Genomic DNA, 23,122 nt, shown 5'->3' with positions numbered 1-23,122 from the left:
TGTCTCCGCGCGCCGGCCTCTTGCAACCCCCGCCGAGCACGGCTCAGATCAACCCAGGACTCTCGTTACGACTGGATGAGAAACGGGGGTCACGTCACGAACGCAACCGCTAATTCCACCAGCTTCCTCATTCGGCCCGCCGGTGACGGCTCGGACGAAGAGCTTCTGACCAAAGCCCAGAAGCTTCCCGCTGGCACGCTGGTCTACGACATTCAGGCCACTTGGGGTTCCTATCCGCCTTACACCTTCATGGCCGGGAACTTCACCGTCACGGGAGATGTCTCCCGATGAGCGATCCTACCATTGTCACACCCGGCATCATTCAGCCGACCGTAAAGCAAGGCCCTTGGGTCCAAGGCCCGCCCGGCACGCCGGGCGCCAATGGTGAACAGGGTCCGCCGGGTCCCGGTCGGGACATCGACGACGCCACGGTCAACGGTGATGGCGACCTGATCATCACCTACAGCGACAACACCACCCAAAACGCGGGTCACGTCGTTGGTGCGGACGGAGCCAACGGTACTATCGGCGTGGATGGTGCGAACGCCTACGTCGTGGCTGTCGAACAAGGTTTCTCGGGGACTCCTGACGAATGGCTCGATAGCCTTCAGGGAGCCGATGGGGCTCAGGGCGAACAAGGTCCACAAGGTCCACAAGGCAATTCCGGCATCACGTCTGCCGAACTCACCGGCGACGTTACCGGCACTCTGACCAATGGGATAGTCGAGACAACGCTGACCAACAGCGGAGTCACACCGGGGGCGTACAAAGGCATTCTGAAGACGTTCGGCGTGAACGAAAAAGGTCTCGTCTACGGCGTAGCGACGCCGTTCATTGGCGGTGATGTCTCTATCACCGAAGACGGCGGCGATATCCTGACCACACTCTCGACCACAGGGGTGACGGCGGGAACATATGGGCTGTTCGGACTAAGCTTCACCACCGATTTGAAAGGTCGTATCACTTCGGCATCGCAGGTTAGCACTATCGCCGCAGGCGGTGATATTGGTCTAATTTCGTTCGCCAACACGCCTATTCCGATTTTCAATCTAACGAACACCGGCGTCACACCGGGGACCTACACGAAGGTCACCACGGATGCCAAAGGCCGCATCACGGCTGGCGAGAGCCTGTCTTCGGGTGATGTGACCACTGCCCTCGGCTTCACGCCGATCTCGGCAAACCAGACGATCACGCTCAGCGGGGATGCTTCGGGTTCGGGCACGACGGCTGTCACCCTGACGCTGGCCAACACCGGCGTGGCGGCGGGCAACTACGGCCTCGTGAATCTGGCAGTCGACTCCAAGGGTCGCATTACATCGATCTCGAACGCCACAAGCATCCCGGCCACGTCGATCCGCCCCGGTGCGACAGAAACGGTTGTGACCCTTTCGCCGGTGGCGAACGCGGTCAATCTGGACCTGTCTCAGGGCTCGTATTTCGTGATCAACGTCACCTCGAACGTGGCGATCACTGCAAACAACGCACCGGCCACCGGAGCTTTCGGCTTTACGGTCGAACTCATCTCAGACGGCACGACGCGGGGCGTCACCTACATGGCCAACACCGGCTGGGATGGCGACGTGTCTCCGGTCGTTCCGAACGTCCTGAATCGCAAAGTCATTGCTGTCTTTAGCAGCCGCAACGCCGGGGTGAATTATTCCGCCGGGATCGCGATGGCCAACGTCGCATGAGCCAGCTTCACAAAGCCCTGAGCCGGGCGGCTGGTTACAATCGTCCGTTCGATCCTTACCGGAGCCAAGTCACCCTTATGCTCAAGGGTGAGGCTGCGGTTGATGACTCGACGTTTGCTCGCACGATCACCACGAACCAGATCACCTATTCGACGCCCGGTCGCTATGGGAATGCGGCCCAATATCCTGACATCAATGGTGGCGTTGGCCAGTGTCAGCAGACCACGACGTATGACTCTTCTCAGCAGCTTGGGACCGGCGATTTCACGATTGAAGGATGGCTCTACAAAATCAGCCATGCGTCAGCGGCGGGCAACCAGACGTTCTTTCAAGTCGGGACCACCGGCGCCAACGGCCTTGGCATCTATCTGACCACGGCAGGCGGCATCGATTTCGCTGGTCTGAACACCTACTACTGCGGCGTTCCTTCGAGCACGATCAGTCTGAATACATGGTATCACATCGCATTGGTCCGCTCATCTGGCCTCGCCGCGATCTTCGTGAATGGGATTCTTTCCAGCCGCCAGAACCCTGCTCTTGGGGAACCTTGGCAATGGGAAACCTGCACCAGCAATTTCACTCAGACGAACGCCTATCGCATCGGTGGAGCATATTTCTCGAATCGTAGCATTCGTGGAGCCATCGACGAATTCGCGATCACCAAAGCCGCTCGCTATCTGAGTAATTTCACGCCACCACAACGAGGCTTGGCTACCCAATGAGCACGATTTTCTACGCTATTGTTGAGGGCGACCATGTTCTTCAATACCCGGTTTCGCCGGGCATTGAAGGCTGCAAGCCGGTATACGTGGATGAACAACCCGAGGCGACGGAAACCACTCGCGTAATCGCTACCATTCCGGTTCTCGAAAACGGCGTGTGGCGGCAGGGCTGGACCGTCGAAAATCTGACGGCTGAAGAGCTTCAGAGCATCGCCGAGACTGGCTACCCACGCCCACCCCAAGCATAAATATTCGAGTGAAAGCGTGGGATATTCCCGCTTAAGTTGAGAGTGGGAAATGAGTGAACCAAAGCTGACTACGGCTGCACAGATTGCGTTGTTGAACGCGAAAATTGACGCCAACCAGAATCAGAACATGACTGTTCTGACAGGCCTGCGTGAACTTGTTGGCGAAAAACTCAACAATCAAGATGGCCGGATCAATTCACTCGAAGATCGTGTTGACGATCACTCGACCCGCCTGACCAAGCTCGAAGGCGAGTCCAACAAATCCGCCGGGGCTCGTGGAGCCGCCATGTCGATCATCGTGGGAACTGCTACAGTTCTCGGAACGATCTGCGGATGGTTCGCCGAACAATTCCTCTCATTGTTCAAATAACAAAAGACCCGCCGAACGAATCCGGCGGGGCTTAAGATCAACAACCTATTTCACTCAAGGATCACGGGTGCGAAGCCGTGGATGGATTTTTCACGTCTCCCCATCTTTGACGCAGTAGGATACGAACACCAATATAGTTGATCGATCCCCATATACCAATTTATTTCGGATCGTCGGCGGGCTGTTCTGGCTCATCCCGAAACTCGATTTCTCCCGAGACAACCGATCCTGAGACACTGACTTTCTCGATCTTGCCAAATGCAAGGGTCGCCAGCGTCAGCACTATCCCACCACAGAAAATCCACAGGGCCACGGCGAGAGCATTCACCCGAGGCACAGCCGCCGACTCCGGCCAAGGCATGTAGCCGAGAATTATCGTATACCAGACAACGAACGCGGTAATCACGAACGCACAGCCCAGCATCAGAGCAAACGCGAACGTCGGGAGTTTCTTCAGACCGCCCGCGAGAGGCTTAAACGAGGGCAGTTTCATGACGTTCCTTGCTAAATATTCGTATCAACACGAATATTTAGGTGCAGCATGTGCGAAACTACGCTGCCCTTTAGCATCGACAATCTGTCTACTGCCGAAGGGCCTACACAATATAATTCCGTCCCGAATCCGATTCTCGATCCGCTATGGGTCCCCGAACCAGAAGATCGCCTGTTGGTAGATTGGTTCGCAGACAAATATGTCGAGAAAGAACGACTTAGCGGCTCAGGTCGCAGGGGCGACATCGGCCCCAACCGCTTGGCCCACGCGAAAATGGGCAAATACGCCGAGTTGGCTTGGATGGCCGTCACCGGCGGATCACCAGACTTCGACATTCCAGCCGCCGACGCCTCGGCGCCAGACATCGTAGACGATCCCGATTGTCCCCTTCGGCCCGGATGGCAGGGCCACAAGCTCCACGTCAAAACCTGCAAGATGGCCGCGTTCGATGGCCCCTATGAGAGTTGGACAGCGGCCCATTGGGATCGCATCGTCAAAGCTCCCTCTCCCTCCGACATCATCCTTCTGGCTTTTACCGATCCCGACTCCGGCGATACGATCACGCTCGGATGGGTCTACGCCTCAGAGGTTCAGGGCCACTGGCAACCCTGCAAGCTGGCGTCCATGGCCCATAAGCGGGCTCTCTACAGGGACGCGATCAAGCATCTGATCCGAGACTTCAGCGAGACCCCAAAATAATATTGAGTATTCGATGGGCCTATGCCTAAATAGGTCTATCGAATTCGCGGTCACGAGTTCACCGGTTTTGAGATGTAGCATCTGCCATGGGGCGACATCTCCCTTAAGGAACCCTCACTTGTGACCGCAAGTGGGGGTTTTTCTTTTTGTCCCCACGATAACTACTACTACGACGGCGTGTCGGGCGCCATTAAATCCCGTCTTGGCAAAGAACATAGCTCAGGGGATTACGACGTGATGTCGAAGGGTTACCCCGCCTGCAAGTGGATCACAGGCCGCCAGCGGTCAAAGCCGGGAATGCATACCGGACCACGGGAGAGCACCTAAGAGGCGGACATTCCCCACCGACACAAGGCACGTAGTGGTGCGGGTGGTTAGGGAAGTAACGGCCCCTCAGAATTGCCGAAAGGCGAATGGCTACGAAAAGACGACAGCACTGCCTTGTTCAATTTGGCAACTGTCGGCTCACTACGGTTCTTCGATGTGCCGTGTGTGAGTGCTCGGCTCGAAAGAGCCGTAACCGTTTTGACTTCGGTCAGAGATTGGGTCGCGAATGCGGGTCTTAGGGAAACCGCCCGCTGCAACTGTAATGGAAGCAAGTGACTTATCGAACGGCTAAGCGAGGCGTTTGGACGCATACTTAGCAACGATCTCCCCTTCGGGTTCTTCAATATTTGTTTGAGGAATTCCGAGGGGGAGAAAAGCGACATTTCGCTCCGCGATTACCGCATGAGAGGAAAGCTTCGCTTTCCAAAGTGGTCGCTTCGCTCCTTTGAACACAAATAATTCATCTCAAACGAACCACTTCAATCAACCGCTGAGTAATCTGCAAGCGAAGTGCGAGCTAAGGCGAGCACGTAGAGAAGCAGATTACGAGAGCGACAGACGACTTCGAGCGAAGCGAGGAAGTTGGCTGTTGCACGAGCGAAAAAGATATCGACATCCAAAATCCCGCTCAGATAGGACTCAGAGAACACCTCACGGAGTCCTACTCATGGATATCGCAGACAACCAATCTCTTGATTTGTTCTTGGATGACTTGGAGCAATTCGCCAAGGAACACCCCGATGCGGATTATGATGACTTGATCATGTATTTCCGCCTCGAACACGGAGCCACTGAAGAACAGGCCATTGGGCTTATGGAAGTGCTCCAAGAGATGTTCGCACCCGTCGATTAATATACCGATCCAACTCGTTGCTCTGGTAAATTAAGAGCATCAACTACTTAAGGCATTCGAAGTGCAGTATACATTTGAACCCAAGGTGGATGGTTCCTTCGTCGAACCCACACCTACCAAGTCGTTTGTGCAGAGCACTGTGGAGCAATACGCTCAGCAAGTGATCCCGAACCTCGTGCAAGCGGATTTCCCTATGGGCCGAAAGGTCATTCTGGCTCCCGGCACGAAAGTTCAGACGGAAGATGGTCAGGTTATCGCTCTGAGCGATCCGACTGCCGTCAATCTCGCTGAGAATTCTCCGAATGGGCTGATCCCTTTGTTCTCTGAGGCCACTCTTCTTCTACTGACGCAATACGTCATCGACAAAACTGAAGAAGCGTTGGGTCAAGGCGGCAGTTCGGGGAATTATTCCGTCGCAGACGCTACACCGTTCGAAGACATGAAGAACGCAGGCCTGAACCGAAAGGCTCGCCGTCGTCAGGGGCGTAAGTGATGCAGTTGCCCGCAACCATTTCGCAGTGGGCCGATTTGCTTTCCACTGCAACGCTCGGCACTTTCACCGCAGTAGGGGCTATTACTTGCTTCGGAATTTGCGGTGCAATGATCAGAGCTAAGCTTGAAGATTGGGAGATTGAGCGGAAGAGCCGTCCTTTCGATGTGCCTAAGCACGACGAGAAGCAAATTCATTTCGCCATTACATTCATTCCGATGAGCAACTCTCCCGCGTCGCATGGGCTCTACGAGCACTCTTTCTCTTCAACTCACTGCGAGAAGGATTTCAAGGGTTTCCTCGAAATGAACCACACCGTGAGTAACTGGTTCGAGAAGAATTTCTCGGAGGCACGATTTGTTGTGTCGCCGATTGGTCACAGAGTTGAATACTCGAAGAACCAGCATGGCTACGAGATGGATGGAGTTCTGATCTCCACCGACAACCCGAACGCCGCCGTCATGGCGAAAATGCAGTTTGGCGGTGCTCAATGAACAGCGAGATCACCTACGAAACCCTGACGCTCACTCTGCTCCAAGAGATGCTGACAGACGCCATCAAAGAACTGGCTTGGAGCCCTGAGCAACTGACGATCCGCGTCTATGACGAGATCGTTTGGCCGCTGCTGCGTCGCATCATCGAATGCGAGAAGCGAGGTGCGGCATGAGCAAGCCAGCCACACGCCCCGTCCATGTCCAATGGACCGGTCAGGTGGCGAAGGCTGGCCGAGCCGATCATTTCCAATACGCGAATGACACGCTGTTGGTTTTCGATGCGGACGGCGTGTTGCTCGCCTCGCTTAAGCGGGAGGGCTCGAACGATGAGTAGCCGCACCGATATCACCACCGTGGCCGACATGCTGGCCCAATCCGCTCGCGATCATGCCAAGGCCAACCCGCAAGGCACATCGCTGGCAGAGTTCTACAAAGCTCAGGCCGCGACCGTCATCGAGCATTTCGCCGAACGCGAGCAAACGAAGTGGCAGGAAGGCTATGACCATGCCGTCGTGCTGTGCCGGATCAAAATCCGCCAAGCCGCTCAACAGCCGCCCTCGGATGCTCTGAAGATCATCTTTGAACAGCGTGCAGAAATTGCTGAACTAAAGGCGGAAATGCACGCGGTAGAGGAAGACTGCGGAGAGACAATTGACAAGCTTCGTGCCGAGCTTGCCGCCGCGAAGGCTTCGGCTGAACCGTCTTGGGAAGATTGCCGCCGGTGGTTTCAAACCATGGTCGAAAAGATCGTGGGCGAGTCCTATGGCGCCGATAGCCGAATGGTCGTGGCAGATGTAGCGGCCCACGATCTGGTAAAGTTCATCAAGGGCGAGAAATCACCACCGACCCTCGAAGAGATATTGGCTCGCTACGCTCACCCCGGCGACCGTGAAGACGATGCGGAGGGTTTGAAGACCTACGCCACTGACGAAGAGATTTTGGCCTATCTCGAAGCCAACCCACCGGCGAATTCATGTGTGCTGTGGTCTGACCGTCCCGAAGACGATGACGCGGGAGGCGAATGATGGGCTGGACCACAGGAACCGACAAAGCCGTGGCGCCGGGCGGGCTCATGGAACAAACGCCGGTGATCGACACCGCAGCGGGCATGCTCGCCTACCACGAGAAGCTACTGAGCAACGCTGAAGAACAGATCGTTTTCAAAACACGATGTGCGGAGAAAAGCACTGGCGTTGAGCGGACAATGTATCTTCGGAAAGTCCGTGATTATGAGCGTGTCGTGCGTCAACAAACTGAGTTCGTCAGGATCATGCGAACCCTGATCCGTCCAGACGATGACGCGGGAGGCGATGCAGATGCTTAAGTTCAACATCTACATGGATGGTGACTTTCGTTTTGAGAGGGCGAAATCCGTATACGATGGCGGCGATGTGCCTCTGCGTGAGGTTCTAATATTCTGTGACGCTCAGTATGTAGACGACACAAGCATGAAGAAGGATGCGATTACAAAGCCGATTAAGAAGGGCGACTCCATTCTGATCGGCACGAAGACTTTCGCCAAAGAATCCGACATGCTCATCTACAAGATGAAGCACGCTGGCGTCGTGACGATGGAGCGGGTTGAGCCATGACCCGTGCCGAACTGAATTTCGTCGCCATGGCTCGGATGATTGGCGTGAAGGGCGGGTTGACCACTCCCGTTCGCACGTCGGTCTACGAGGCTGTGGCGATCTGCCGTGAGAAGCCTGAAGTCTTCGAACCCATCAAATCGAGCTTTCTCGAACTGACCCGCGAACATCCCGAGTTCAAATGGTGGTTCGATCACGCCGAGAAAGCACGTCTCGCCGAAATGAAAGCAAATGAAACGCTACCGTAACGCCCGTATTTGGGGCACGCCACGAACATGATCACTTACGAGGTTTGGGTCTCCGATAAGACCGCCCGAAGCAATAGCTCGAATTCACTCCGATCTCTGGTCGATGAACCCGTGCCGCTGATCAATATCCTGTTCGGCATCATGGATGACCGGTTCAAAGGCGAACCGAAACTGATCGGGATTAAATATTTCAAGAACCTCAAGGAAGCCGCTCTCTTCAAGTTGGCCAATCCCATTGTGGTCGATTTGAGAAAGCCAAAGAGTGACTGATTACGGACCCCGCTACATTTTCGAACCCGGAAGGGGCTATCTCGACGCCCGTCCGGTGATGTCGGAGATCGGCCACTACCTCACCGAGGAAGAAGTTCAGCACCGGATCGCCCTTCAGAACGGCATCCAACCGCCCGAACACTGGACCCAATGGGACCTACTGCGTCGCCAGCCGCGTCTTGGCGACTGGTTCTATGATGGCCGTTACGGCGTGCTGAGAGGCGAAGGCCCGGAATACATCGATCCAATGTTCCCTGAACACTGGACCGAATACACGAAGGAAGAACGGATGCGTTATCTCGCGGGTGACTGCGATGACTGACGCATTGACCTTCGATATCCCGAACCACCTCATGACAGAGGTGAAGGATTGGCTCGCGAAATCCTCGATCCCCTCCAATCAAAGGGAATTCGGGTTCTCATCCGATCTCAACATAACCCTGACGTTCGCCGACTCCCATTACGCGACCGTCTTCAAGGTTTTTTGGAGCGAGCGGATCAAAGAACAGATTTCGTTCGATGCATTGGGTGGGGCGATTGAAAACCTCGCAGACTGCATGCGGTTCATCATCGATGACATCGCTCAGCGGGCAATCGAAGCCTCTGTGGCCACGATGTTCGAGCCACCAGCGAAACACCGGCAGGCGATCCCCAAGCCGCACCAGTATGAACGCCGGAACCCACACCGCTACCAATGACCGGCGCCATCCTGATCCCATGCCATCCACCGAAGCTTAGGCATCTCTCGAACTTCCTCCGGTCGGCCAACGGCACAATCCCGATCATCGTGGCCGCGACCAACGACCACGAGCGATCCCAATTGCTCCCCGCCACCCGCGAATTCACCGGCGTAGACGTGATCTCGTGCGAAGCCATCGCCAAAGAGACAGGCCAACCCTTCGATCCCCACTCCAAGGGGATCATCAACGCGAAGAAATTCCTCGGGCTGTTCCACGCCATGGATCAGGGCTTCGAGCACGTCATGTGCGTGGATTCCGAGACGGAGATCGTCACCACAACGAACGAGGCCATGGAAGCCGCAGAGAAGGCCTACGGGCGGCTTTTAGGGGTTTCCACGCCCAACCACGCCTACAACAGCCTGATGGCCGCCAGCGGGCTCCTGACGGGCTCACAGACGGCCTTTCCGTATTTCTGGTTCTACGACCCGCCCACATACCGCAGAGACCACCTACAGGCCTTCAAAGCGGCCTTCCCAGCCTTCCTGAGCAATCTGACGTGGGAGACGTTCGATCACCTCGTCTACGGGCTCTACGGGCTCTCACAGGGCTGGTTCGAGATCACGGACCACAAACCCATCACGGATCGCATCCCCGAAGCCCTGACAGCCTCCGATCTCACCCACATCGAAGCCGAGTTCGGCCACGCACCAATTTGGATGACGAAGAAGGAATGGGAAGCCGCAGACCCAAAGCCAGCAGTCCACATGACCTATCACGCAGACAGAAGGTCATGGAAATGAGCGAGAAGTTCATCAATTTCGATTTCCGCTCAGATGAGATGACGGAAGCGGACTGGCAGAAAGTCGAAGAGACTGCGTTCGCCGTATTGCCGGAAGTGGAAACTCCGATGTTAGGGACCTATTGCATGGTCCGTCGCAAGCATCTTGACAGAATACCAAGTCCAATTCGTCGCGTTGTGGTGAAAGAGTCAGACGCTACATGGTTCAAGACGTGCTGGTCACACAAAACAAACGGGCATTCAAACCCGCTATCAGCCGTCGAGATCGAATCCGATCCATACCGCCTCGAATAGAGGTTGGCATTAACTACAACAAAATCATTGATACTTGACCCGATACCACGCCTACGACATTAGCATTGGAAGTTTTGCTAATGAATGGAGGTAAGTCGTGCGAAACCTATTGCTGGCATTCACCGCAGTAACACTATGCGGATGCAGCCAGATCGAAGACCAACGAGCAATCGAAGCCGTGAAAGGCGAATTGCTCAACCACTATCTGAGCGATCCGAAGTCAGCGGTGTTCTCAGATATGCGAGCCGTTCGTTTCCCCGATCACGAAGAAATCTACGTCTGTGGACGCGTGAACGCCAAGAACGCATTCGGTGGATACATCGGTAAGCGTCGCCTCGTGGGCTCAGCCAATCCACATACCAATCTGACCACAGCCGTCATCAACGACCGCAATACGATCAGCCGCGAAGCATTCGAAGAAATCTACTCTTCGGCCTGCAAGGGAGCCGACGCATGAAGTGCGAACCAATCTCCGAAATCGAGATCAACGGGAAGCTCTACCCTGCCTCGGAAACCAAGCGGTCACCGTTCGTCGGGATCGGCCTCGCCTTCGCGGTCATGAGCCTCGGCATGGTGACGATCCTCATCCCGCCGGTGGCGTTGGTATTTTTCCTCGCAGGGTTCCTCGGGATGTTCTGGCTACCGTTCACTATGCGAACCGCAGCCTGCCCGAACTGCCTGATGGATGTAATGGTGATGCCCGTCACCACGAAGGTTCTGTGCGGTCGTTGCCGACACTCGCTCGGTAAGCATGGCAATTTGGTCGTAGATTTCAGTAAGGATCGTTGATCAGAACTGAGGTGGCTGCAACGTTGGTCGCAACCTCATTCGAGACTTCGTTAGCCGCTGGCTGCGGTTTCAGGATGATGTGTCGGGTTCGGGGCTGACGTTTCCGCGTCGGCAGTGCCGCCAACTGTGCAGCCACCCTCAATCGACGGGCTTCGGATGTTTCTGGCATCCGATATTTACGCCGAAATGGGCGCCAAATTTTTCTTTGTCAAGCGAATAAATACTCCAAAATGCATTTTTTTGCATTATTTCTGGCCCGTTAACCATATTTGTTAGCTATACTATGCTTGCGAATACTTGGGCCTATACTTGGAGAGTGTAAGTGAAGGGCGTCAAAGGATTCCAACCCGGCAGTAGTAAGCCAGCCAACTCAGGTATGCGTAAAGGTCAGACGACGAAGAAGGTCGCCGAACGTAGCAACGCATGGTCTGATCAGATGGCGTTGATCTCCCGTTTTACTGACGAATGCGACGGAATGACTCCCGCACAAATCTGTAAGCACTTGGGCTACAACCCGCTAATCTACGCTATAGTGATGGCGTCAAGTAAAACGACGCCCGATGCTCAGAAGCAGAAGTTCAACGGCGATGTTCTGTCACGTCTCCTGCCCACCTTGGGCCGTGAGGATAGCAACCAGAACAAGACCGTCCGTATCATCTACGAGGGCTTTGACCATGGCCGCGATGATGCCGTGGATGTCGAAGCCATCGAGCACCGCCCCGGTGAGATCGTCCCTCCACTGTCTGGCGATTCCTCTGGCCCGTTAACCATGTTTGATAACCCTAACGAAAGTGACTCAGAACGGGACGACAGTTGACAGCCACGATCTGGATCACATATTCTCAGATTGTCAAGTTAACGGCCCTGTATAGGCTCGCTCTATGAGGCCATCTATATGTTGTGGACTCGTAGCGGTTGTGTAGATCGTGACAGCACGACTGCCAAACAGTCTAATACTGTAATGATTACAGTCACTTAGACTGTTTTGGTCGCATCGCCTAATATCGATTATCGGAAATTGGCGGCCTATATTCCACTACCCGCAGTTGCGGTAAGGTCGGCCCGAGATTTCTGTAGCATCTCTGCTCATTGTTGTTAAGTGTGGCAGAATTATCACGGCCCACAGTGGCACAGACTATTGATGCACGATGACTCTATAGTCGCGAGCACTATGAGATCAGGATGAATATCCTGCATCCCCTTCTTCAATAGTCATTTGAATATTCGCAAGTCGTTCTAAGTATAGTATGGTTAACCCTCCCCTAAGAGGGGGAGCCCCCTTTTTAACCTTAACGACCGCGATGGCTACCCCGTCTCTGTCGAGAGAGAAATTTCAGAAGTGATTTTGCGATGAAGACTACTCAGCCACGTTCCGACACCAACGGATTCATCGATGCGTTCGTAGAATTCAAAAAGCAATTTGGCCCAATCGATCAGATCGACACTGAGGCAAAGGCCTACGCCGCCCATCATTTCCTGACGGGCTTGCTGGCTGAGCGGAAGGTCGATCCGCAAGACCGCAGCACGGTTCAGCGGATGATCGAGATGGTGGCCGCCCGCCGCCGCGAGCTACGCCCGAAGCCGATAACCCTCACGGAATTGAAATCGGGCGATCAGAGCCACGGAGCCCATTTCCGCACGGTGTTCACAGCCATGGTCCGCCGGGCACTCGGCGACGACACCTATCTGCGTCTCCGTAAGGAAGCCAACGACATTGCGGAAATGATGGCGAAGGGTGAGGCATGAAGCTCGCCCCCGCCGACATCAGGCGTCCCATCCCATCGGCTCACAAAACACTGTCTGCCACGGTGGCAGGCGAACTGGCGGGGTGGGACACCTGATGTCGATCACAGTCACCCGTTCATACCAGATGACCCCGTTGGCCGACAGTTTCCGCTCACTCGCGAACTCGGCATCATTTGTTCCGTTGAGTGCGATGTTCAAATCTGCCGACATACCGGAGCCCAAAATCTACCAAAAATTTCCCCTGACATTCTGTGCGATCTATCAAACATCTGAACGCGTTTTCGAGCTTCAGGATTGGGTTCTTCAAAACGACCCGAACGCTAAAATTGAAAAGAACAGCGTGGAGATCGACGACATCAGCGGGGCCACGTTCACGTTCGTCGATCCCATTGCGGCTACGAAGTTCAAGCTGTTTTTCTGCTGATGTGGAACGGATTGCCGGATATCATAAAGCCATCCACGAAGATCGAATACTTCAATGATGACGGGAATCACCACTTCGATTTCATGGAGTGGTGTGAAGAACAAAATGGCCAAAAGATTGCATACGACGCCATCAAGCACGTGAATGCAGCACTTGCTTGGTGTGAAGAAAACGGAATCATTCCTGATCGATTTGTTCAACCGCTCAGCCAAGCCGGGAAACCCTTCGTAAGACGGCGGTTCTCTTTCTCAGATGAGACGGCGGCACTGAAGTTCAGAATGTGGTGGCAGTGGTAGGTTCGATTAATTTTGACTTCCGATCACCTGACCGAATAATTTGAACATGCGTGGTCAGCCATCACGCATCTGCATTTGTCGCTTTGCCACTTAAGGCCCCGTCTTCACCGGCGGGGCCTCTTTTCGTCTGAGGCATTAACAGCGACGTTTATTGCTAAATATCTGCATGAAGATCACCAATACTCGCGTAACACCTGAGCCGATTGAATATTGGCTGATTCAGTTCGCCGACAAATTCGAGGAAGCCGATGCCCGCCATTGGGTTGAGACCGTTCAGGGGATGGCTTGGCCATTCACCCGAGAGAACTTGGTCGATGGCTGGCTGATCAAGGCCGACGACTCCAACATCGCGTTGGTGCGGGCTCTGACCCGCCGGTTTGGCTGTGGTCCGATCCCGCCGTGTCCTGAAATTCAGGGGTGGATGGCGTAATGGCTCGGATCGCTCCTGAACTCCTGATCAAGGATGACCGCTACAACGTCGTGGCCGGGGAAGGCGTGTTCGCCGTCGTCTACGACGGGCGGGTGATCAACCTCGTGGATACGGCTTTCAACCAACGGAAATATCTTCGCACGCTGTTCGCCAATCCCGGCTTGGCCAAGACCCTCGCCAGCCGTCTGAACCGTCAGTTCGAGACGGATCGTTTCACGGTCGCTGAGTTCGCCAGTGTCGCCGAAGTCAGACGCCTTGGCGAGAACGGCCCGGAAGTCGTCGTGCCTCTGCGGAGGGTCGGCAAGTGACCACGATAGCCTATCGAGCCGGGATAATGGCCGCTGACACGCTTCAGAACATCAACGGCACTCGCGTTGGCCACGTCATGAAGATTGCCCGCCGCTGGGATGGGACGTTGGTCAGCGGGGCTGGCCATGCGACCTACCTCTACGACCTTCGGCAATGGGCCGATCTGCCGAAGAAGAAGCGGAAAATTGGCCCGCCACTCCCTTCAAAGGATCAAGAGAACAGCATGGGCGTGATGATCGAGCCCGATGGCAAAATCTATGTGCTTCAGGAAACGGGCATCTGTCTGAGTGGAGCGGAATATTATGCCATTGGGAGCGGGTCGGAGTTCGCTTTGGGAGCCATGGCGATGGGCGCCAGTGCCGAAGAAGCGGTTCGAGCGGCGATCAAGCACGACTGCTATTCGGGTGGTGAGATCAACACCATCAGCCACAAATGAAGAAGCCCGATCTTTCGACCGGGCCTCATGGATTTCAGAACTAAGGATATTGGGATCGACTTTATTTATTCCGCCGGAGGCGTGGCGGCTTTGCGAGGGGCACGCTTGGCCGGAGCTTTCGCAGCCTGACGACCACCCTGCCCGAGGCCCATTTGCTTCGCGAGAGCCGACCGGGCGGCTGCGTAAGAGGGAGCGACCATCGGATAGTCTTTCGGCAGGCCCCATTTGGCCCGGTATTCCTCCGGCGACATGTTGTATTTCGTCCGAAGGTGACGCTTCAGCGATTTGAACCGCCGACCATCTTCGAGGCAGATCAGATATTCCGGGTTGATCGATTTCCGAATGGAGACCGCCGGGGTTTGGGGAGCGGCAGGCTCTTCAGTCTGGCCAGTGCTCACGCCCGCGATGGCCGAATGAATCGACTTGATCAGGTTCGGGAGTTCCGAGGCCGCGACCGTGTTGTTGCCCACGTAGGCAGACACGATGTCTGCGGTCATCTCGATGATTTCGGATTTCTCAGCCAACGGTCTCTCCTGTGAGTCGGTCTTTCCGCACATCTTGGATCGTGCGGCGAAGTTTGTCCTGTTCGTGTTTCGGCAGGAAATCGGGGACGAAGGTCGAATTCGGTGCGTAGCTCGGCGCCATTGCGGTCCTGATCGTGCCATCAGCCTCGATGCGGTAGTTGGCCAGCCCGTTCAGAACGATGATGTCGGCGTACCCATCGGGATCGAAACGCACATCGGTGATGATGTCTCGAAGTGCTCGGGCAAGCTGTGCCCGTTTGGTGTAGATTTCTTCCTCCGTGCCTTCCCGCATGGCGTCTTTGACGCTCTGGACGAAGGCCAAGTGCTCTTGGATGGTCGGTGCGACGGCCCGGCTGGCGATGGTCTTTCGAAGGCTCTCGATGTCGCCCTCCAATCGTTCCTTGTCGGTTTCCCGTTTGGCGATCTGAGCCGCAAGGCCTTTCAAGCCTTCGCCCATCTCTCGATAAAAGTTGTCGATCTCAGATTGCAGGCTGTCGCGTCTCCGCAGCATGGCCGCAAGGTCGATTTCAAGGGTCCGATCTTCGACCGGCTTGAGTTGTTCGACTCGGATTTCAGAGACCAGATTCAGGATCGCGTATTCGAACCGGCTGTAGCGATATTTCGTCGTGTTGGAACACAGCTTCCGCACGGCGGCTGAACAGACCAGATTGGGGACGCTCTTCGCCCCTTTGTCCTGATAGTTCATGTGCGAGCCGCACACATCGCAGCGGGTGAGGCCAGCGGTCAGGAGGTTGTTGAACCGCTTGCCCTTCCGGCCAACGCCCATGTGGTTCTTGGCCGTCGCGGCGTGGGCTTTCCAATACAGGTCTTCGTCGATAGCGGGTTCGTAGTAGTTCTCGATAGGTTCGAGAGGCGTCCTGATCCGCCTCCCGTCTACCCATGTGACGAGATTAGGGACCATCACACCCAACACCGTTTTGTTATGCAGAAGATGGTGGATGTGGCTGGCGTGCCAGCCCTGCGGCCCGGTTTTGATCCGCCCCTCCTTGTGGGGCCGAAGCACGGGCTCTTTCCGCTCGTTGAGCATGTTGACGATCTTGTGCCGCCCGATGCCCTGAGCGAGCCATGTGAAAATCTCACGAACCAGAATTTCGCGACCATTCAGGACCCGCTTGCCGTGCTCATCGAGCATGATCCAACCGGGTAAGTTCCGCGTGTAGGTGACGCCAGCGGATCGGGCTCGCTCTCGCCCTTTCTCCCGAGCGGCTTTGACGCGAACGGATTTGTGGCGGGATTCCTCGTTGGCCCGGATCATCTCGAACACCGCCATGATGATCAGGGTCGGGTCTCGATTGATGGCTTCCTTGCTGTAAACGGTTTGCCGCGATGGCAGACACGTCACCAGCGTGATCCCGGCGTTGATGATCCGAAGAAACAGCGTTTGGGCTTCGACGATGTTCTCTCTCGAAACCCGGTCCAGCGATTCCACCAGAAGGTAACTTCCCGGCTCCACGAGACCGGTTTCAACTTGTTCGAGGAAAACGCCGAGATCACCCTTACGCCGATTGTTGCCGTGATAGGCGGAAACACCTTCGTCTTTCAGGCTCTCATCGAGTTCGAGGCCGTTATCGGCGGCATATTTCGCGGATAGCTCACGCTGGCGCCGTAAACTGTCCGATGAACTTTGTCGATCTGTGGACCAACGAATATACGAATAGGCTTTGACCATACGAAAAGAGCCGCTTACGCGGCTCCCCCTTCCGTCTGGTGACGGTCCTGAATTTCGATCTCGAACCGACTGATCGCCGCGTCCCGATCCTGAAGAAAGCCACCTACGAAATGGCTGATATTCTCTAAGACTTCATTGATCGTATCGGCTGTGCCGATGCTCGTGACGCCTTCGCTGGTGATTTTGGTGCTGAATCTCTTGGGTTTTTCGAAACCGTAGATACAGGTCATCGTGTGCTCCAACATTTTTGTTGTGAGCCCGCGAATTAGGCCTGCCTGTAAACAAGGTCTCCACCGCCATCGAACTGCGCTTCGACGTGCGGCTGTCGTCCGCCCTGCCCGAACCCGTGCGGGCGCGACTCTACAGGCTATCGGGGAGCCGCCTCACGCTGGACGGCGTCCTGGTGCTGGTGGCTCAGGAGCACCGGAGTCAGGAGCTGAACCGCCAGGCCGCACTGGCGCGGCTGGTCGACCTCGTCCGCGAGGCGGCGCGGCCACCGCCGCCGCCTCGCAAGAAGACCAGACCCACCTACGCCTCGAAGCTGAAACGGCTCGAAGGCAAGTCGAAGCGGTCGTCGGTGAAGGCGATGCGCGGACGGCCGCGCGGCGACGATTAGCTGTTGTCTTCGACCGGCGCTTCCGGGCCGTTCTTCTTGATGCTGTCGATGGCGTTCTGGGCGCTGGCCTTGGAGGCGTAGCCCTCGGTCGAGAACATGACCTCGCTGTTGTACTTGAACCGGACCCGGAACTCGCCGGCCTTGTCCTTGTAGATTTCGAACTTGTGCGCCACCGCACGCCTCCTTCGTTGGTCGGGCGGACAACATAGCCGCCGACGCCATGGCGCGGTCAAGGCTGTCGGTCGGCCTGCCGATCGGCGCCGTCCGGCGCTGGCGTCCGGCGCCGGCCTTCGCCTATAAAGGCGCCGTCATGAACGCCCCCCGCCTTTCCCGTCCGCTTGCGGGCGCCCTCGCGACCGCCTTCCTCGTCACCGCCTGCGCCCCCAGCCTGGGTCCACCGCCCCCGGGCGCAGGACCGCCGCCCCCGCCGCCGCCCGCCGGCAGCCCGACGTTCTCGGCGCCCGATTTCGCCTGGTCGCAGCGGGCCGGGGCCAACATCATCGCCGGCAAGGTCGCCTACCGCCGGGGCGTCATCCGCTACACCTGCGCCGGAGCGGCCGTCGTCCTGACGCCCGAGACCGCGTGGTCGGCGCGCCGGATGGCCGCCCTCTACGGCTCCACCGACCGCGCCGCCCTGCCCGCCGACGAGGTGCGCGCCCGCACGCCCAGCGCCCCGCCCGGCGACGCCGGGCCGTACGTGAAGCGCACCACCTGCGACGACGCCGACCAGTTCGCCTTCGGCGGACTGCCCGACGGCGGCTGGTACGCCATCACCATCGCCCGGCCCGTCGGCGATCCCGACGGCGCGACGGTGGCCCTGATGCGTCGGGTCTATGTGCGCGGCGGCCGCACCGTCCCGGTGACGATGTAACCAGCCGTCCGTCCGGGCCCCACGCCCGGCGCGCCCTGTGCAGGTCCTGGCGCCGCCTTTGCGCCCTGGCGATTCATGAGCTTCAGCGTGACCCAGATTGGCGCAACCTCCCGGCCGGCGGCCTATGCCGCCGCCGCGGCCGTGGTCGCGCGCCGGGACGCCGCGACCGCGCCCGCCGAGGCCTTCGCCGTGTCGGCGACCCCGCCGGTGGCCCCGCCCACCGACTCGTCCCGCGCCCGCGAACAGCTTCGCCAGCAGATCATGGCCGAACGCGGCCTCGACATGCGCGGGCTCTACGGCATGTCGTCCCAGGACCGCATCCGCGCCGAAGCGGGCATCATGGCCGAAATCTCGCTGCGCACGCGCCAGGCTCAGGATCGCGCCCGCGCCGAACTGCGAGGCCTGGGCACGCGGGTAGACATCCGCGTCTGAGCCGCTCGTCGCGCAAGCTTCCTGGCCGTTTGGTATCGGCGGGCGAAGCGGCTATGGAGCCTGCGCCATGTCTCACAACACCTTCGGCCACCTGTTCCGCGTCACCACCTGGGGCGAGAGCCACGGGCCGGCGCTGGGCTGCGTGGTCGATGGCTGTCCGCCCGGAATCCCGCTGACCGAGGCCGACATCCAGCCGTGGCTGGACCGGCGCCGCCCCGGCCAGGGCAAGTTCGTGACCCAGCGGCAGGAGCCGGACGCCGTCCGGATCCTCTCGGGCGTCTTTGAGGACGAGCGCATCCGCGAGCGGTCGGGAGGCCAGGTGACGACCGGCACGCCGATTTCGATGATCATCGAGAACGTCGACCAGCGCAGCCGCGACTATTCCGAGATCGCCGCCGCCTTCCGGCCCGGCCACGCCGACTACGCCTATTTCGCCAAGTACGGGGTCCGCGACTACCGCGGCGGAGGGCGTCAGTCGGCGCGGGAAACGGCCGCGCGGGTGGCCGCCGGCGCCGTGGCCCGCAAGATCCTGGACGGCGTGACGATCCGCGGTGCGGTCGTCCAGATCGGTCCCCACGCCGTGGACCCGGACCGCATCGACTTCGCCGCGACCGGCGACAACGAGTTCTGGGCGCCGGACCCCGGCATCGTCCCGGTGTGGCAGGAACATCTGGAGACGGTCCGCAAGGCCGGCTCGTCCACGGGCGCGGTGGTGGCGGTGGAGGCCGTGGGCGTGCCCGCGGGCTGGGGCGCGCCGCTCTACGGCAAGCTGGACGCCGAGCTGGCCGCCGCCCTGATGTCGATCAACGCCGCCAAGGGCGTCGAAATCGGCGCGGGCTTCGCCGCCGCCGCCCTGTCGGGCGAAGGGAACGCCGACGAGATGCGGATGGGGAACGACGGGCCGATCTTCCTGTCGAACCATGCCGGCGGCGTCCTGGGCGGCATTTCGACGGGCCAGTCCGTCACCGCCCGGGTGGCGTTCAAGCCCACCTCCTCGATCCTCACCACCCGTCGCAGCCTCGACGAGTCCGGACAGGAGATCGACCTGCGCACCAAGGGACGCCACGATCCCTGCGTCGGCATCCGCGCCGTCCCGGTGGTCGAGGCGATGGTGGCCTGCGTGCTGGCCGACGCCTTTCTGCGCCACCGGGCCCAGACCGGCGGGGGCGCGCATCGGCCGGGACCACCCCGCGGTTGAGCCGAACGCGGCGGATCATCCCTGCCGTGCGCCAACACTCTGATCAGAAGGCGTTTTTCGCCTCCGGGCGCCCGCTATTCGATTGACCGCGTAACGCGGGTCACCCTATCCACAATACGGTTCCGGCGGCCCGGTATCCGGCCGCGCACCGCCTCCGCAGACCACGACGGCGACATTGCGCTACGACCTTCTGAGAATCCTGCTGGTGGACGACAATCACCACATGCGGGTGCTGTTGACCGAGATCCTGCGCGCCCTGGGGGTGGTTCACATCTACGAGGCCAACGACGGCGCGGAGGGCTTGCAGATGATGCGGGACCACCCGATCGACATCATCATGACCGACCTGTCGATGCAGCCGCTGGACGGGATCGATTTCGTGCGCCTGCTGCGCAACTCGCCCGACAGCCCGAATCAGCTGGCGCCCGTGATCATGGTGACCGGCCATTCGACCTTCGCGCGGGTCAACGAGGCGCGCGACGCCGGCGTCAGCGAGTTCCTGACCAAGCCGCTCACCGCGCGGGTCGTGGTGGAGCGCCTGCACCAGGCGATCGAACATCCGCGCCCGTTCGTCCGCTCGGGCGACTACTTCGGACCCGATCGCCGCCGTCGCGTCGATCCCGCCTACGACGGACCCCGCCGGCGCGAGAGCGACAGGCAATCCAGGTCCGCCTGAGGCTGTAAGAGGCCGTCAGAGGCTCAGGGCGCAGCTTTCGCCGATCGTGGGACGTGAAACCACCACCCGCGACAGCCCCGGAAACGCCGGCCGCAACCGTTCGGCGAAGTAGAGGCAGATGTGCTCGAGCGTAGGCCGCTCCAGGCCGGGCTTCTCGTTGAGCAGGCCGTGGTCCAGTTCGGCCGCCACGCCTTTCAGGGAACTCTCGAGGTCGGCCAGGTCGGCGACCCAGCCCACCGGCTCCTGCGGCTGGCCGCGTACGGTCGCCTCCACCCGGAACGAGTGGCCGTGGAGGTTCCGGTACGGCCGGTGTTCGGGCCCGTCGGCGAAGTAGTGGGCCGCGTCGAAGGTGGCGGCCTTGGTGATCTCGAACGTGGGTGACGTCATCTGAGGTATCGGGAAGGGCGACGGCCCTGAAGCCGGAATGAGGCCTCAGGCGATGCCGAGGTATTTGTGGGTCTGGACGCTTAAACGCCAGCGGGGGTGGGCGAGGCAATAGGCGATCGCCGCCTGCGTGTTCGCGTCGCGATCGGGGCCGTCCATCGGTTGCAGCAGGAAGCGTTCGAAATCCAGGCGCTCGAACCGCTCGGGCGGCGCCTTCTCCTGCGGGAACACCAGCTTCAACTCCTGGCCGCAGGTCTGCACGACCGGCGCGTCGGCCTTGGGGCTGACGCAGATCCAGTCGATTCCATCGGGAACCGCCAGAGTGCCGTTCGTTTCCAGTGCGATCGAAAAACCCCGCGCGTGCAGGGCATCGATCAGGGAGCCGTCCACCTGCAAAAGCGGCTCGCCGCCGGTCAGCACCGTCAGCCGGTCGCCCGGGCCGCCGCCCCAGGCCGCCTCGACGGCCGCGGCCAGCGCCCCGGCGTCGGCGAACCGACCGCCGCCGGGACCGTCCATGCCAACGAAGTCGGTGTCGCAGAAGGTGCAGATCGCCTTCGCCCGGTCCCTCTCCAGCCCGCTCCACAGATTGCAGCCGGCGAAACGGCAGAACACGGCCGCCCGACCGGCCTGACCGCCTTCGCCCTGGAGGGTGAGGAAGATCTCCTTGACGGCATAGCTCATGGGAGAAGCTCCGGACGCCCCTCGGCGTCCCAGGCCTCGTAGCCCCGGCGGCGCAGCTCGCAGGCCGGGCAGGTCCCGCAGCCGTGGCCCCAGGGCTGAACCGTCCCGCGCTCGCCGAGATAGCAGGTGTGGCTGTCCTCGACCGTGATCGCCACCAGGGGCTCTCCGCCAAGCCCCTTGGCCAGGGCCCAGGTCTGCGCCTTGGTCAGCCGCATGAGGGGCGTCTCGATCCGGAAGGCCTGCGCCATGCCCAGGTTCAGGGCGCGCTCCACCGCATCGAGGGTCTCGCGCCGGCAATCGGGATAGCCGGAGTAGTCGGTCTCGCACATGCCGCCCACCAGCACGTTCAGCCCGCGCCGGTCGGCCAGGGCGGCGGCGTAGGTCAGGAACACCAGGTTGCGACCGGGGACGAAGGTGGACGGCAGGCCCTTTTCGGTGATCTCGATGGCGCGCTCCGCGGTCATCGCCGTCTCGGCGATGTCGCCGAAGCTGCGGATGTCCAGCATGTGATCCTCGCCCAGCCGGGCGGCCCAGGCCGGAAATGTCGCGGCGATTCGCGCCCGCACCGCCTGGCGCGCCGCAAGTTCGACCGCGTGCCGCTGGCCATAGTCGAAACCCAGCGTCTCCACCCGCCCGTACCGCGCCAGGGCCCAGGCGAGACACGCCGTGGAATCCTGTCCGCCGGAGAAGAGCACGAGGGCCTGATCGGTCATCGGCCCCATATGGGCCAGGGCCGCCGAAGAAGGAAGCGCGGGGCGACCTAGGGGAAACTTCGTTGTCTCCGGCGCCACAGTGCGGCCACGATCCCTTACGGCGTTTGGCTTTGCATACCAGCGTGCGTTGACAGTTCGTCGCAGCGGAGCGAGCTTGACCGAAGCTGAACGGGGGCGCGCCGCCTCCCGCAGGCTACGCGTCACGCGGCGTGATGGCGACCACGGGCCAGATAAGAGCCCGGCCGCCCTGGGAGGAACAGTATGTCGGATACCCGCACTCTTCGGAGTTTGCTGGCTGTTGGCGTGTCCGCCGCAGCGATCTCGTCGATGGCGACGCCCGTCTGGGCGCAGGCCGCCGGCTCCAACATCATCGAGGAACTGGTCGTCACGGCTGAAAAGCGCGAGCAGAGCCTGCAGGACGTGCCGGTGGCCATCTCGGCGTTCACCAGCAAGCAGCGCGACATGGTCGGGATCAGCACGGTCCAGGACCTGACCAATTTCACGCCGGGCTTCGTCTACCAGTCGTCCAACGACCGGGCGAGCATGCGGGGCATCGGCCGCCTCACCAACGTCCACGCGGTGGACGGGGCGGTGTCGATCTACATCGACGGCCTGTTCACCACCTCGACGGTCCTGG

General features: G+C 59.2%; 43 protein-coding genes. 35 read left to right on the top strand and 8 right to left on the bottom strand.

The window, feature by feature from the left end; translation table 11 throughout:
- The 5 genes from ABS78_RS22665 to ABS78_RS22645 form a co-directional block, all read left to right on the top strand.
- A partial coding sequence (locus ABS78_RS22665; RefSeq protein ID WP_293385113.1) for a hypothetical protein occupies positions 1 to 291 on the top strand: 291 nt, incomplete at its 5' end.
- Positions 288 to 1,694 (top strand): hypothetical protein, encoded by a 1,407-nt coding sequence (locus ABS78_RS22660; RefSeq protein ID WP_293385110.1) that lies wholly within the window; start codon positions 288 to 290, stop codon positions 1,692 to 1,694. The genes ABS78_RS22665 and ABS78_RS22660, both read left to right, overlap by 4 nt.
- Positions 1,691 to 2,416: a LamG domain-containing protein gene (locus tag ABS78_RS22655; protein WP_293385107.1), complete on the top strand. Its 726-nt coding sequence runs from the start codon at positions 1,691 to 1,693 to the stop codon at positions 2,414 to 2,416. Before ABS78_RS22660 ends, ABS78_RS22655 begins: the two co-directional genes overlap by 4 nt.
- Positions 2,413 to 2,664 (top strand): hypothetical protein, encoded by a 252-nt coding sequence (locus tag ABS78_RS22650; protein ID WP_293385104.1) that lies wholly within the window; start codon positions 2,413 to 2,415, stop codon positions 2,662 to 2,664. The genes ABS78_RS22655 and ABS78_RS22650 overlap by 4 nt, the downstream gene beginning before the upstream one ends.
- A gap of 49 nt (positions 2,665 to 2,713) precedes the next feature.
- Positions 2,714 to 3,034: a hypothetical protein gene (locus tag ABS78_RS22645; protein WP_293385101.1), complete on the top strand. Its 321-nt coding sequence runs from the start codon at positions 2,714 to 2,716 to the stop codon at positions 3,032 to 3,034.
- A gap of 160 nt (positions 3,035 to 3,194) precedes the next feature.
- On the opposite strand, the gene ABS78_RS22640 is transcribed toward ABS78_RS22645, so the two are convergent.
- Positions 3,195 to 3,527, bottom strand: coding sequence for a hypothetical protein (locus ABS78_RS22640; protein ID WP_293385098.1), 333 nt, complete (start codon positions 3,525 to 3,527; stop codon positions 3,195 to 3,197).
- 174 nt (positions 3,528 to 3,701) lie between these two features.
- On the opposite strand from ABS78_RS22640, the gene ABS78_RS22635 reads away from it, so the two are divergent.
- The 24 genes from ABS78_RS22635 to ABS78_RS22520 all read left to right on the top strand — a co-directional run bounded on the left by ABS78_RS22635 (position 3,702) and on the right by ABS78_RS22520 (position 14,700).
- Positions 3,702 to 4,226, top strand: a complete 525-nt coding sequence (locus ABS78_RS22635) for a hypothetical protein (protein ID WP_293385095.1) — start codon at positions 3,702 to 3,704, stop codon at positions 4,224 to 4,226.
- A 994-nt stretch (positions 4,227 to 5,220) separates the two neighbouring features.
- Positions 5,221 to 5,406 (top strand): hypothetical protein, encoded by a 186-nt coding sequence (locus ABS78_RS22630; protein ID WP_293385092.1) that lies wholly within the window; start codon positions 5,221 to 5,223, stop codon positions 5,404 to 5,406.
- Between the two features lie 61 nt (positions 5,407 to 5,467).
- Positions 5,468 to 5,899 (top strand): hypothetical protein, encoded by a 432-nt coding sequence (locus ABS78_RS22625; RefSeq protein WP_293385089.1) that lies wholly within the window; start codon positions 5,468 to 5,470, stop codon positions 5,897 to 5,899.
- Positions 5,899 to 6,390, top strand: a complete 492-nt coding sequence (locus ABS78_RS22620) for a hypothetical protein (protein WP_293385086.1) — start codon at positions 5,899 to 5,901, stop codon at positions 6,388 to 6,390. The genes ABS78_RS22625 and ABS78_RS22620 overlap by 1 nt, the downstream gene beginning before the upstream one ends.
- A complete protein-coding gene (locus tag ABS78_RS22615) occupies positions 6,387 to 6,563 on the top strand; it encodes a hypothetical protein (RefSeq protein WP_293385083.1) in 177 nt (58 codons plus the stop codon). The genes ABS78_RS22620 and ABS78_RS22615 overlap by 4 nt, the downstream gene beginning before the upstream one ends.
- Positions 6,560 to 6,724 carry a hypothetical protein gene (locus ABS78_RS22610; protein WP_293385080.1) on the top strand — a complete coding sequence of 55 codons (165 nt, stop codon included), beginning with the start codon at positions 6,560 to 6,562 and terminating at the stop codon, positions 6,722 to 6,724. The genes ABS78_RS22615 and ABS78_RS22610 overlap by 4 nt, the downstream gene beginning before the upstream one ends.
- A complete protein-coding gene (locus ABS78_RS22605) occupies positions 6,717 to 7,415 on the top strand; it encodes a hypothetical protein (RefSeq protein ID WP_293385077.1) in 699 nt (232 codons plus the stop codon). Before ABS78_RS22610 ends, ABS78_RS22605 begins: the two co-directional genes overlap by 8 nt.
- Positions 7,415 to 7,714 (top strand): hypothetical protein, encoded by a 300-nt coding sequence (locus tag ABS78_RS22600; protein ID WP_293385074.1) that lies wholly within the window; start codon positions 7,415 to 7,417, stop codon positions 7,712 to 7,714. Before ABS78_RS22605 ends, ABS78_RS22600 begins: the two co-directional genes overlap by 1 nt.
- Positions 7,707 to 7,982: a hypothetical protein gene (locus tag ABS78_RS22595; RefSeq protein WP_293385071.1), complete on the top strand. Its 276-nt coding sequence runs from the start codon at positions 7,707 to 7,709 to the stop codon at positions 7,980 to 7,982. The genes ABS78_RS22600 and ABS78_RS22595 overlap by 8 nt, the downstream gene beginning before the upstream one ends.
- Positions 7,979 to 8,227, top strand: coding sequence for a hypothetical protein (locus ABS78_RS22590; RefSeq protein WP_293385068.1), 249 nt, complete (start codon positions 7,979 to 7,981; stop codon positions 8,225 to 8,227). The genes ABS78_RS22595 and ABS78_RS22590 overlap by 4 nt, the downstream gene beginning before the upstream one ends.
- 111 nt (positions 8,228 to 8,338) lie before the next feature.
- Positions 8,339 to 8,497, top strand: coding sequence for a hypothetical protein (locus ABS78_RS22585; protein ID WP_293385065.1), 159 nt, complete (start codon positions 8,339 to 8,341; stop codon positions 8,495 to 8,497).
- Positions 8,490 to 8,819, top strand: a complete 330-nt coding sequence (locus ABS78_RS22580) for a hypothetical protein (RefSeq protein WP_293385062.1) — start codon at positions 8,490 to 8,492, stop codon at positions 8,817 to 8,819. Before ABS78_RS22585 ends, ABS78_RS22580 begins: the two co-directional genes overlap by 8 nt.
- A complete protein-coding gene (locus ABS78_RS22575) occupies positions 8,812 to 9,195 on the top strand; it encodes a hypothetical protein (RefSeq protein WP_293385059.1) in 384 nt (127 codons plus the stop codon). Before ABS78_RS22580 ends, ABS78_RS22575 begins: the two co-directional genes overlap by 8 nt.
- Positions 9,192 to 9,977 carry a hypothetical protein gene (locus ABS78_RS22570; RefSeq protein WP_293385056.1) on the top strand — a complete coding sequence of 262 codons (786 nt, stop codon included), beginning with the start codon at positions 9,192 to 9,194 and terminating at the stop codon, positions 9,975 to 9,977. Before ABS78_RS22575 ends, ABS78_RS22570 begins: the two co-directional genes overlap by 4 nt.
- On the top strand, positions 9,974 to 10,270 hold the full coding sequence (locus ABS78_RS22565; RefSeq protein WP_293385053.1) for a hypothetical protein: 297 nt from the start codon (positions 9,974 to 9,976) through the stop codon (positions 10,268 to 10,270). Before ABS78_RS22570 ends, ABS78_RS22565 begins: the two co-directional genes overlap by 4 nt.
- Before the next feature lie 97 nt (positions 10,271 to 10,367).
- Positions 10,368 to 10,727: a hypothetical protein gene (locus tag ABS78_RS22560; RefSeq protein WP_293385050.1), complete on the top strand. Its 360-nt coding sequence runs from the start codon at positions 10,368 to 10,370 to the stop codon at positions 10,725 to 10,727.
- Positions 10,724 to 11,059, top strand: a complete 336-nt coding sequence (locus ABS78_RS22555) for a hypothetical protein (RefSeq protein ID WP_293385047.1) — start codon at positions 10,724 to 10,726, stop codon at positions 11,057 to 11,059. Before ABS78_RS22560 ends, ABS78_RS22555 begins: the two co-directional genes overlap by 4 nt.
- Positions 11,060 to 11,381: 322 nt before the next feature.
- Positions 11,382 to 11,876: a hypothetical protein gene (locus ABS78_RS22550; RefSeq protein WP_293385044.1), complete on the top strand. Its 495-nt coding sequence runs from the start codon at positions 11,382 to 11,384 to the stop codon at positions 11,874 to 11,876.
- A 533-nt stretch (positions 11,877 to 12,409) separates the two neighbouring features.
- Positions 12,410 to 12,805, top strand: a complete 396-nt coding sequence (locus ABS78_RS22545; protein WP_293385041.1) for a hypothetical protein — start codon at positions 12,410 to 12,412, stop codon at positions 12,803 to 12,805.
- A gap of 94 nt (positions 12,806 to 12,899) precedes the next feature.
- Positions 12,900 to 13,229 carry a hypothetical protein gene (locus ABS78_RS22540; RefSeq protein WP_293385038.1) on the top strand — a complete coding sequence of 110 codons (330 nt, stop codon included), beginning with the start codon at positions 12,900 to 12,902 and terminating at the stop codon, positions 13,227 to 13,229.
- Entirely contained in the window at positions 13,229 to 13,525 is a 297-nt protein-coding gene (locus ABS78_RS22535) for a hypothetical protein (RefSeq protein WP_293385035.1), read from the top strand. The genes ABS78_RS22540 and ABS78_RS22535 overlap by 1 nt, the downstream gene beginning before the upstream one ends.
- Positions 13,526 to 13,691: 166 nt before the next feature.
- Positions 13,692 to 13,955, top strand: a complete 264-nt coding sequence (locus tag ABS78_RS22530) for a hypothetical protein (RefSeq protein ID WP_293385032.1) — start codon at positions 13,692 to 13,694, stop codon at positions 13,953 to 13,955.
- Complete coding sequence (locus ABS78_RS22525; RefSeq protein WP_293385029.1) at positions 13,955 to 14,263, top strand: hypothetical protein; 309 nt, start codon at positions 13,955 to 13,957, stop codon at positions 14,261 to 14,263. Before ABS78_RS22530 ends, ABS78_RS22525 begins: the two co-directional genes overlap by 1 nt.
- A gap of 26 nt (positions 14,264 to 14,289) precedes the next feature.
- On the top strand, positions 14,290 to 14,700 hold the full coding sequence (locus tag ABS78_RS22520) for a hypothetical protein (RefSeq protein ID WP_293385026.1): 411 nt from the start codon (positions 14,290 to 14,292) through the stop codon (positions 14,698 to 14,700).
- A gap of 65 nt (positions 14,701 to 14,765) precedes the next feature.
- Here the strand turns inward: ABS78_RS22520 and ABS78_RS22515 are convergent, their stop codons facing one another.
- The 3 genes from ABS78_RS22515 to ABS78_RS22505 are packed head-to-tail and all read right to left on the bottom strand — an operon-like array spanning position 14,766 to position 17,144.
- On the bottom strand, positions 14,766 to 15,224 hold the full coding sequence (locus ABS78_RS22515; RefSeq protein ID WP_293385023.1) for a MucR family transcriptional regulator: 459 nt from the start codon (positions 15,222 to 15,224) through the stop codon (positions 14,766 to 14,768).
- Positions 15,217 to 16,914 (bottom strand): recombinase family protein, encoded by a 1,698-nt coding sequence (locus ABS78_RS22510; protein ID WP_293385020.1) that lies wholly within the window; start codon positions 16,912 to 16,914, stop codon positions 15,217 to 15,219. Before ABS78_RS22510 ends, ABS78_RS22515 begins: the two co-directional genes overlap by 8 nt.
- A gap of 14 nt (positions 16,915 to 16,928) precedes the next feature.
- Positions 16,929 to 17,144, bottom strand: coding sequence for a hypothetical protein (locus tag ABS78_RS22505; protein ID WP_293385017.1), 216 nt, complete (start codon positions 17,142 to 17,144; stop codon positions 16,929 to 16,931).
- A gap of 41 nt (positions 17,145 to 17,185) precedes the next feature.
- On the opposite strand from ABS78_RS22505, the gene arfB reads away from it, so the two are divergent.
- Positions 17,186 to 17,530, top strand: a complete 345-nt coding sequence (gene arfB, locus ABS78_RS22500) for an alternative ribosome rescue aminoacyl-tRNA hydrolase ArfB (RefSeq protein ID WP_293385116.1) — start codon at positions 17,186 to 17,188, stop codon at positions 17,528 to 17,530.
- Here the strand turns inward: arfB and ABS78_RS22495 are convergent.
- Positions 17,527 to 17,703: a YegP family protein gene (locus ABS78_RS22495; protein WP_293385014.1), complete on the bottom strand. Its 177-nt coding sequence runs from the start codon at positions 17,701 to 17,703 to the stop codon at positions 17,527 to 17,529. The genes arfB and ABS78_RS22495 overlap by 4 nt on opposite strands.
- A gap of 137 nt (positions 17,704 to 17,840) precedes the next feature.
- Between ABS78_RS22495 and ABS78_RS22490 the strand changes: the two genes are divergently transcribed.
- The 4 genes from ABS78_RS22490 (at position 17,841) to ABS78_RS22475 (ending at position 20,707) form a co-directional block, all read left to right on the top strand.
- On the top strand, positions 17,841 to 18,401 hold the full coding sequence (locus ABS78_RS22490) for a hypothetical protein (protein WP_293385011.1): 561 nt from the start codon (positions 17,841 to 17,843) through the stop codon (positions 18,399 to 18,401).
- Positions 18,402 to 18,488: 87 nt separating this feature from the next.
- Positions 18,489 to 18,833, top strand: coding sequence for a hypothetical protein (locus ABS78_RS22485; protein WP_293385008.1), 345 nt, complete (start codon positions 18,489 to 18,491; stop codon positions 18,831 to 18,833).
- A 67-nt stretch (positions 18,834 to 18,900) separates the two neighbouring features.
- Positions 18,901 to 20,031 carry a chorismate synthase gene (gene aroC / locus ABS78_RS22480; RefSeq protein ID WP_293385005.1) on the top strand — a complete coding sequence of 377 codons (1,131 nt, stop codon included), beginning with the start codon at positions 18,901 to 18,903 and terminating at the stop codon, positions 20,029 to 20,031.
- Positions 20,032 to 20,206: 175 nt separating this feature from the next.
- Positions 20,207 to 20,707: a response regulator gene (locus ABS78_RS22475; protein ID WP_293385003.1), complete on the top strand. Its 501-nt coding sequence runs from the start codon at positions 20,207 to 20,209 to the stop codon at positions 20,705 to 20,707.
- Positions 20,708 to 20,722: 15 nt separating this feature from the next.
- Here the strand turns inward: ABS78_RS22475 and ABS78_RS22470 are convergent, their stop codons facing one another.
- The 3 genes from ABS78_RS22470 to queC are packed head-to-tail and all read right to left on the bottom strand — an operon-like array spanning position 20,723 to position 22,494.
- On the bottom strand, positions 20,723 to 21,094 hold the full coding sequence (locus ABS78_RS22470) for a 6-carboxytetrahydropterin synthase (protein WP_293385000.1): 372 nt from the start codon (positions 21,092 to 21,094) through the stop codon (positions 20,723 to 20,725).
- Positions 21,095 to 21,139: 45 nt separating this feature from the next.
- Complete coding sequence (queE, locus tag ABS78_RS22465) at positions 21,140 to 21,772, bottom strand: 7-carboxy-7-deazaguanine synthase (RefSeq protein WP_293384997.1); 633 nt, start codon at positions 21,770 to 21,772, stop codon at positions 21,140 to 21,142.
- Positions 21,769 to 22,494 (bottom strand): 7-cyano-7-deazaguanine synthase QueC, encoded by a 726-nt coding sequence (gene queC / locus ABS78_RS22460; RefSeq protein WP_293384994.1) that lies wholly within the window; start codon positions 22,492 to 22,494, stop codon positions 21,769 to 21,771. Before queC ends, queE begins: the two co-directional genes overlap by 4 nt.
- Positions 22,495 to 22,788: 294 nt before the next feature.
- Here queC and ABS78_RS22455 point away from each other — a divergent pair.
- On the top strand, positions 22,789 to 23,122 hold a 334-nt coding region (locus ABS78_RS22455), incomplete at its 3' end, for a TonB-dependent receptor plug domain-containing protein (protein ID WP_293384991.1).

Origin of the sequence: Phenylobacterium sp. SCN 70-31 (assembly GCF_001724605.1) — a bacterium.
Lineage (GTDB): Bacteria > Pseudomonadota > Alphaproteobacteria > Caulobacterales > Caulobacteraceae > Phenylobacterium.
Note: the sequence above shows the minus strand (reverse complement) of the source record. Positions and strands in the feature narration are given on the sequence as shown.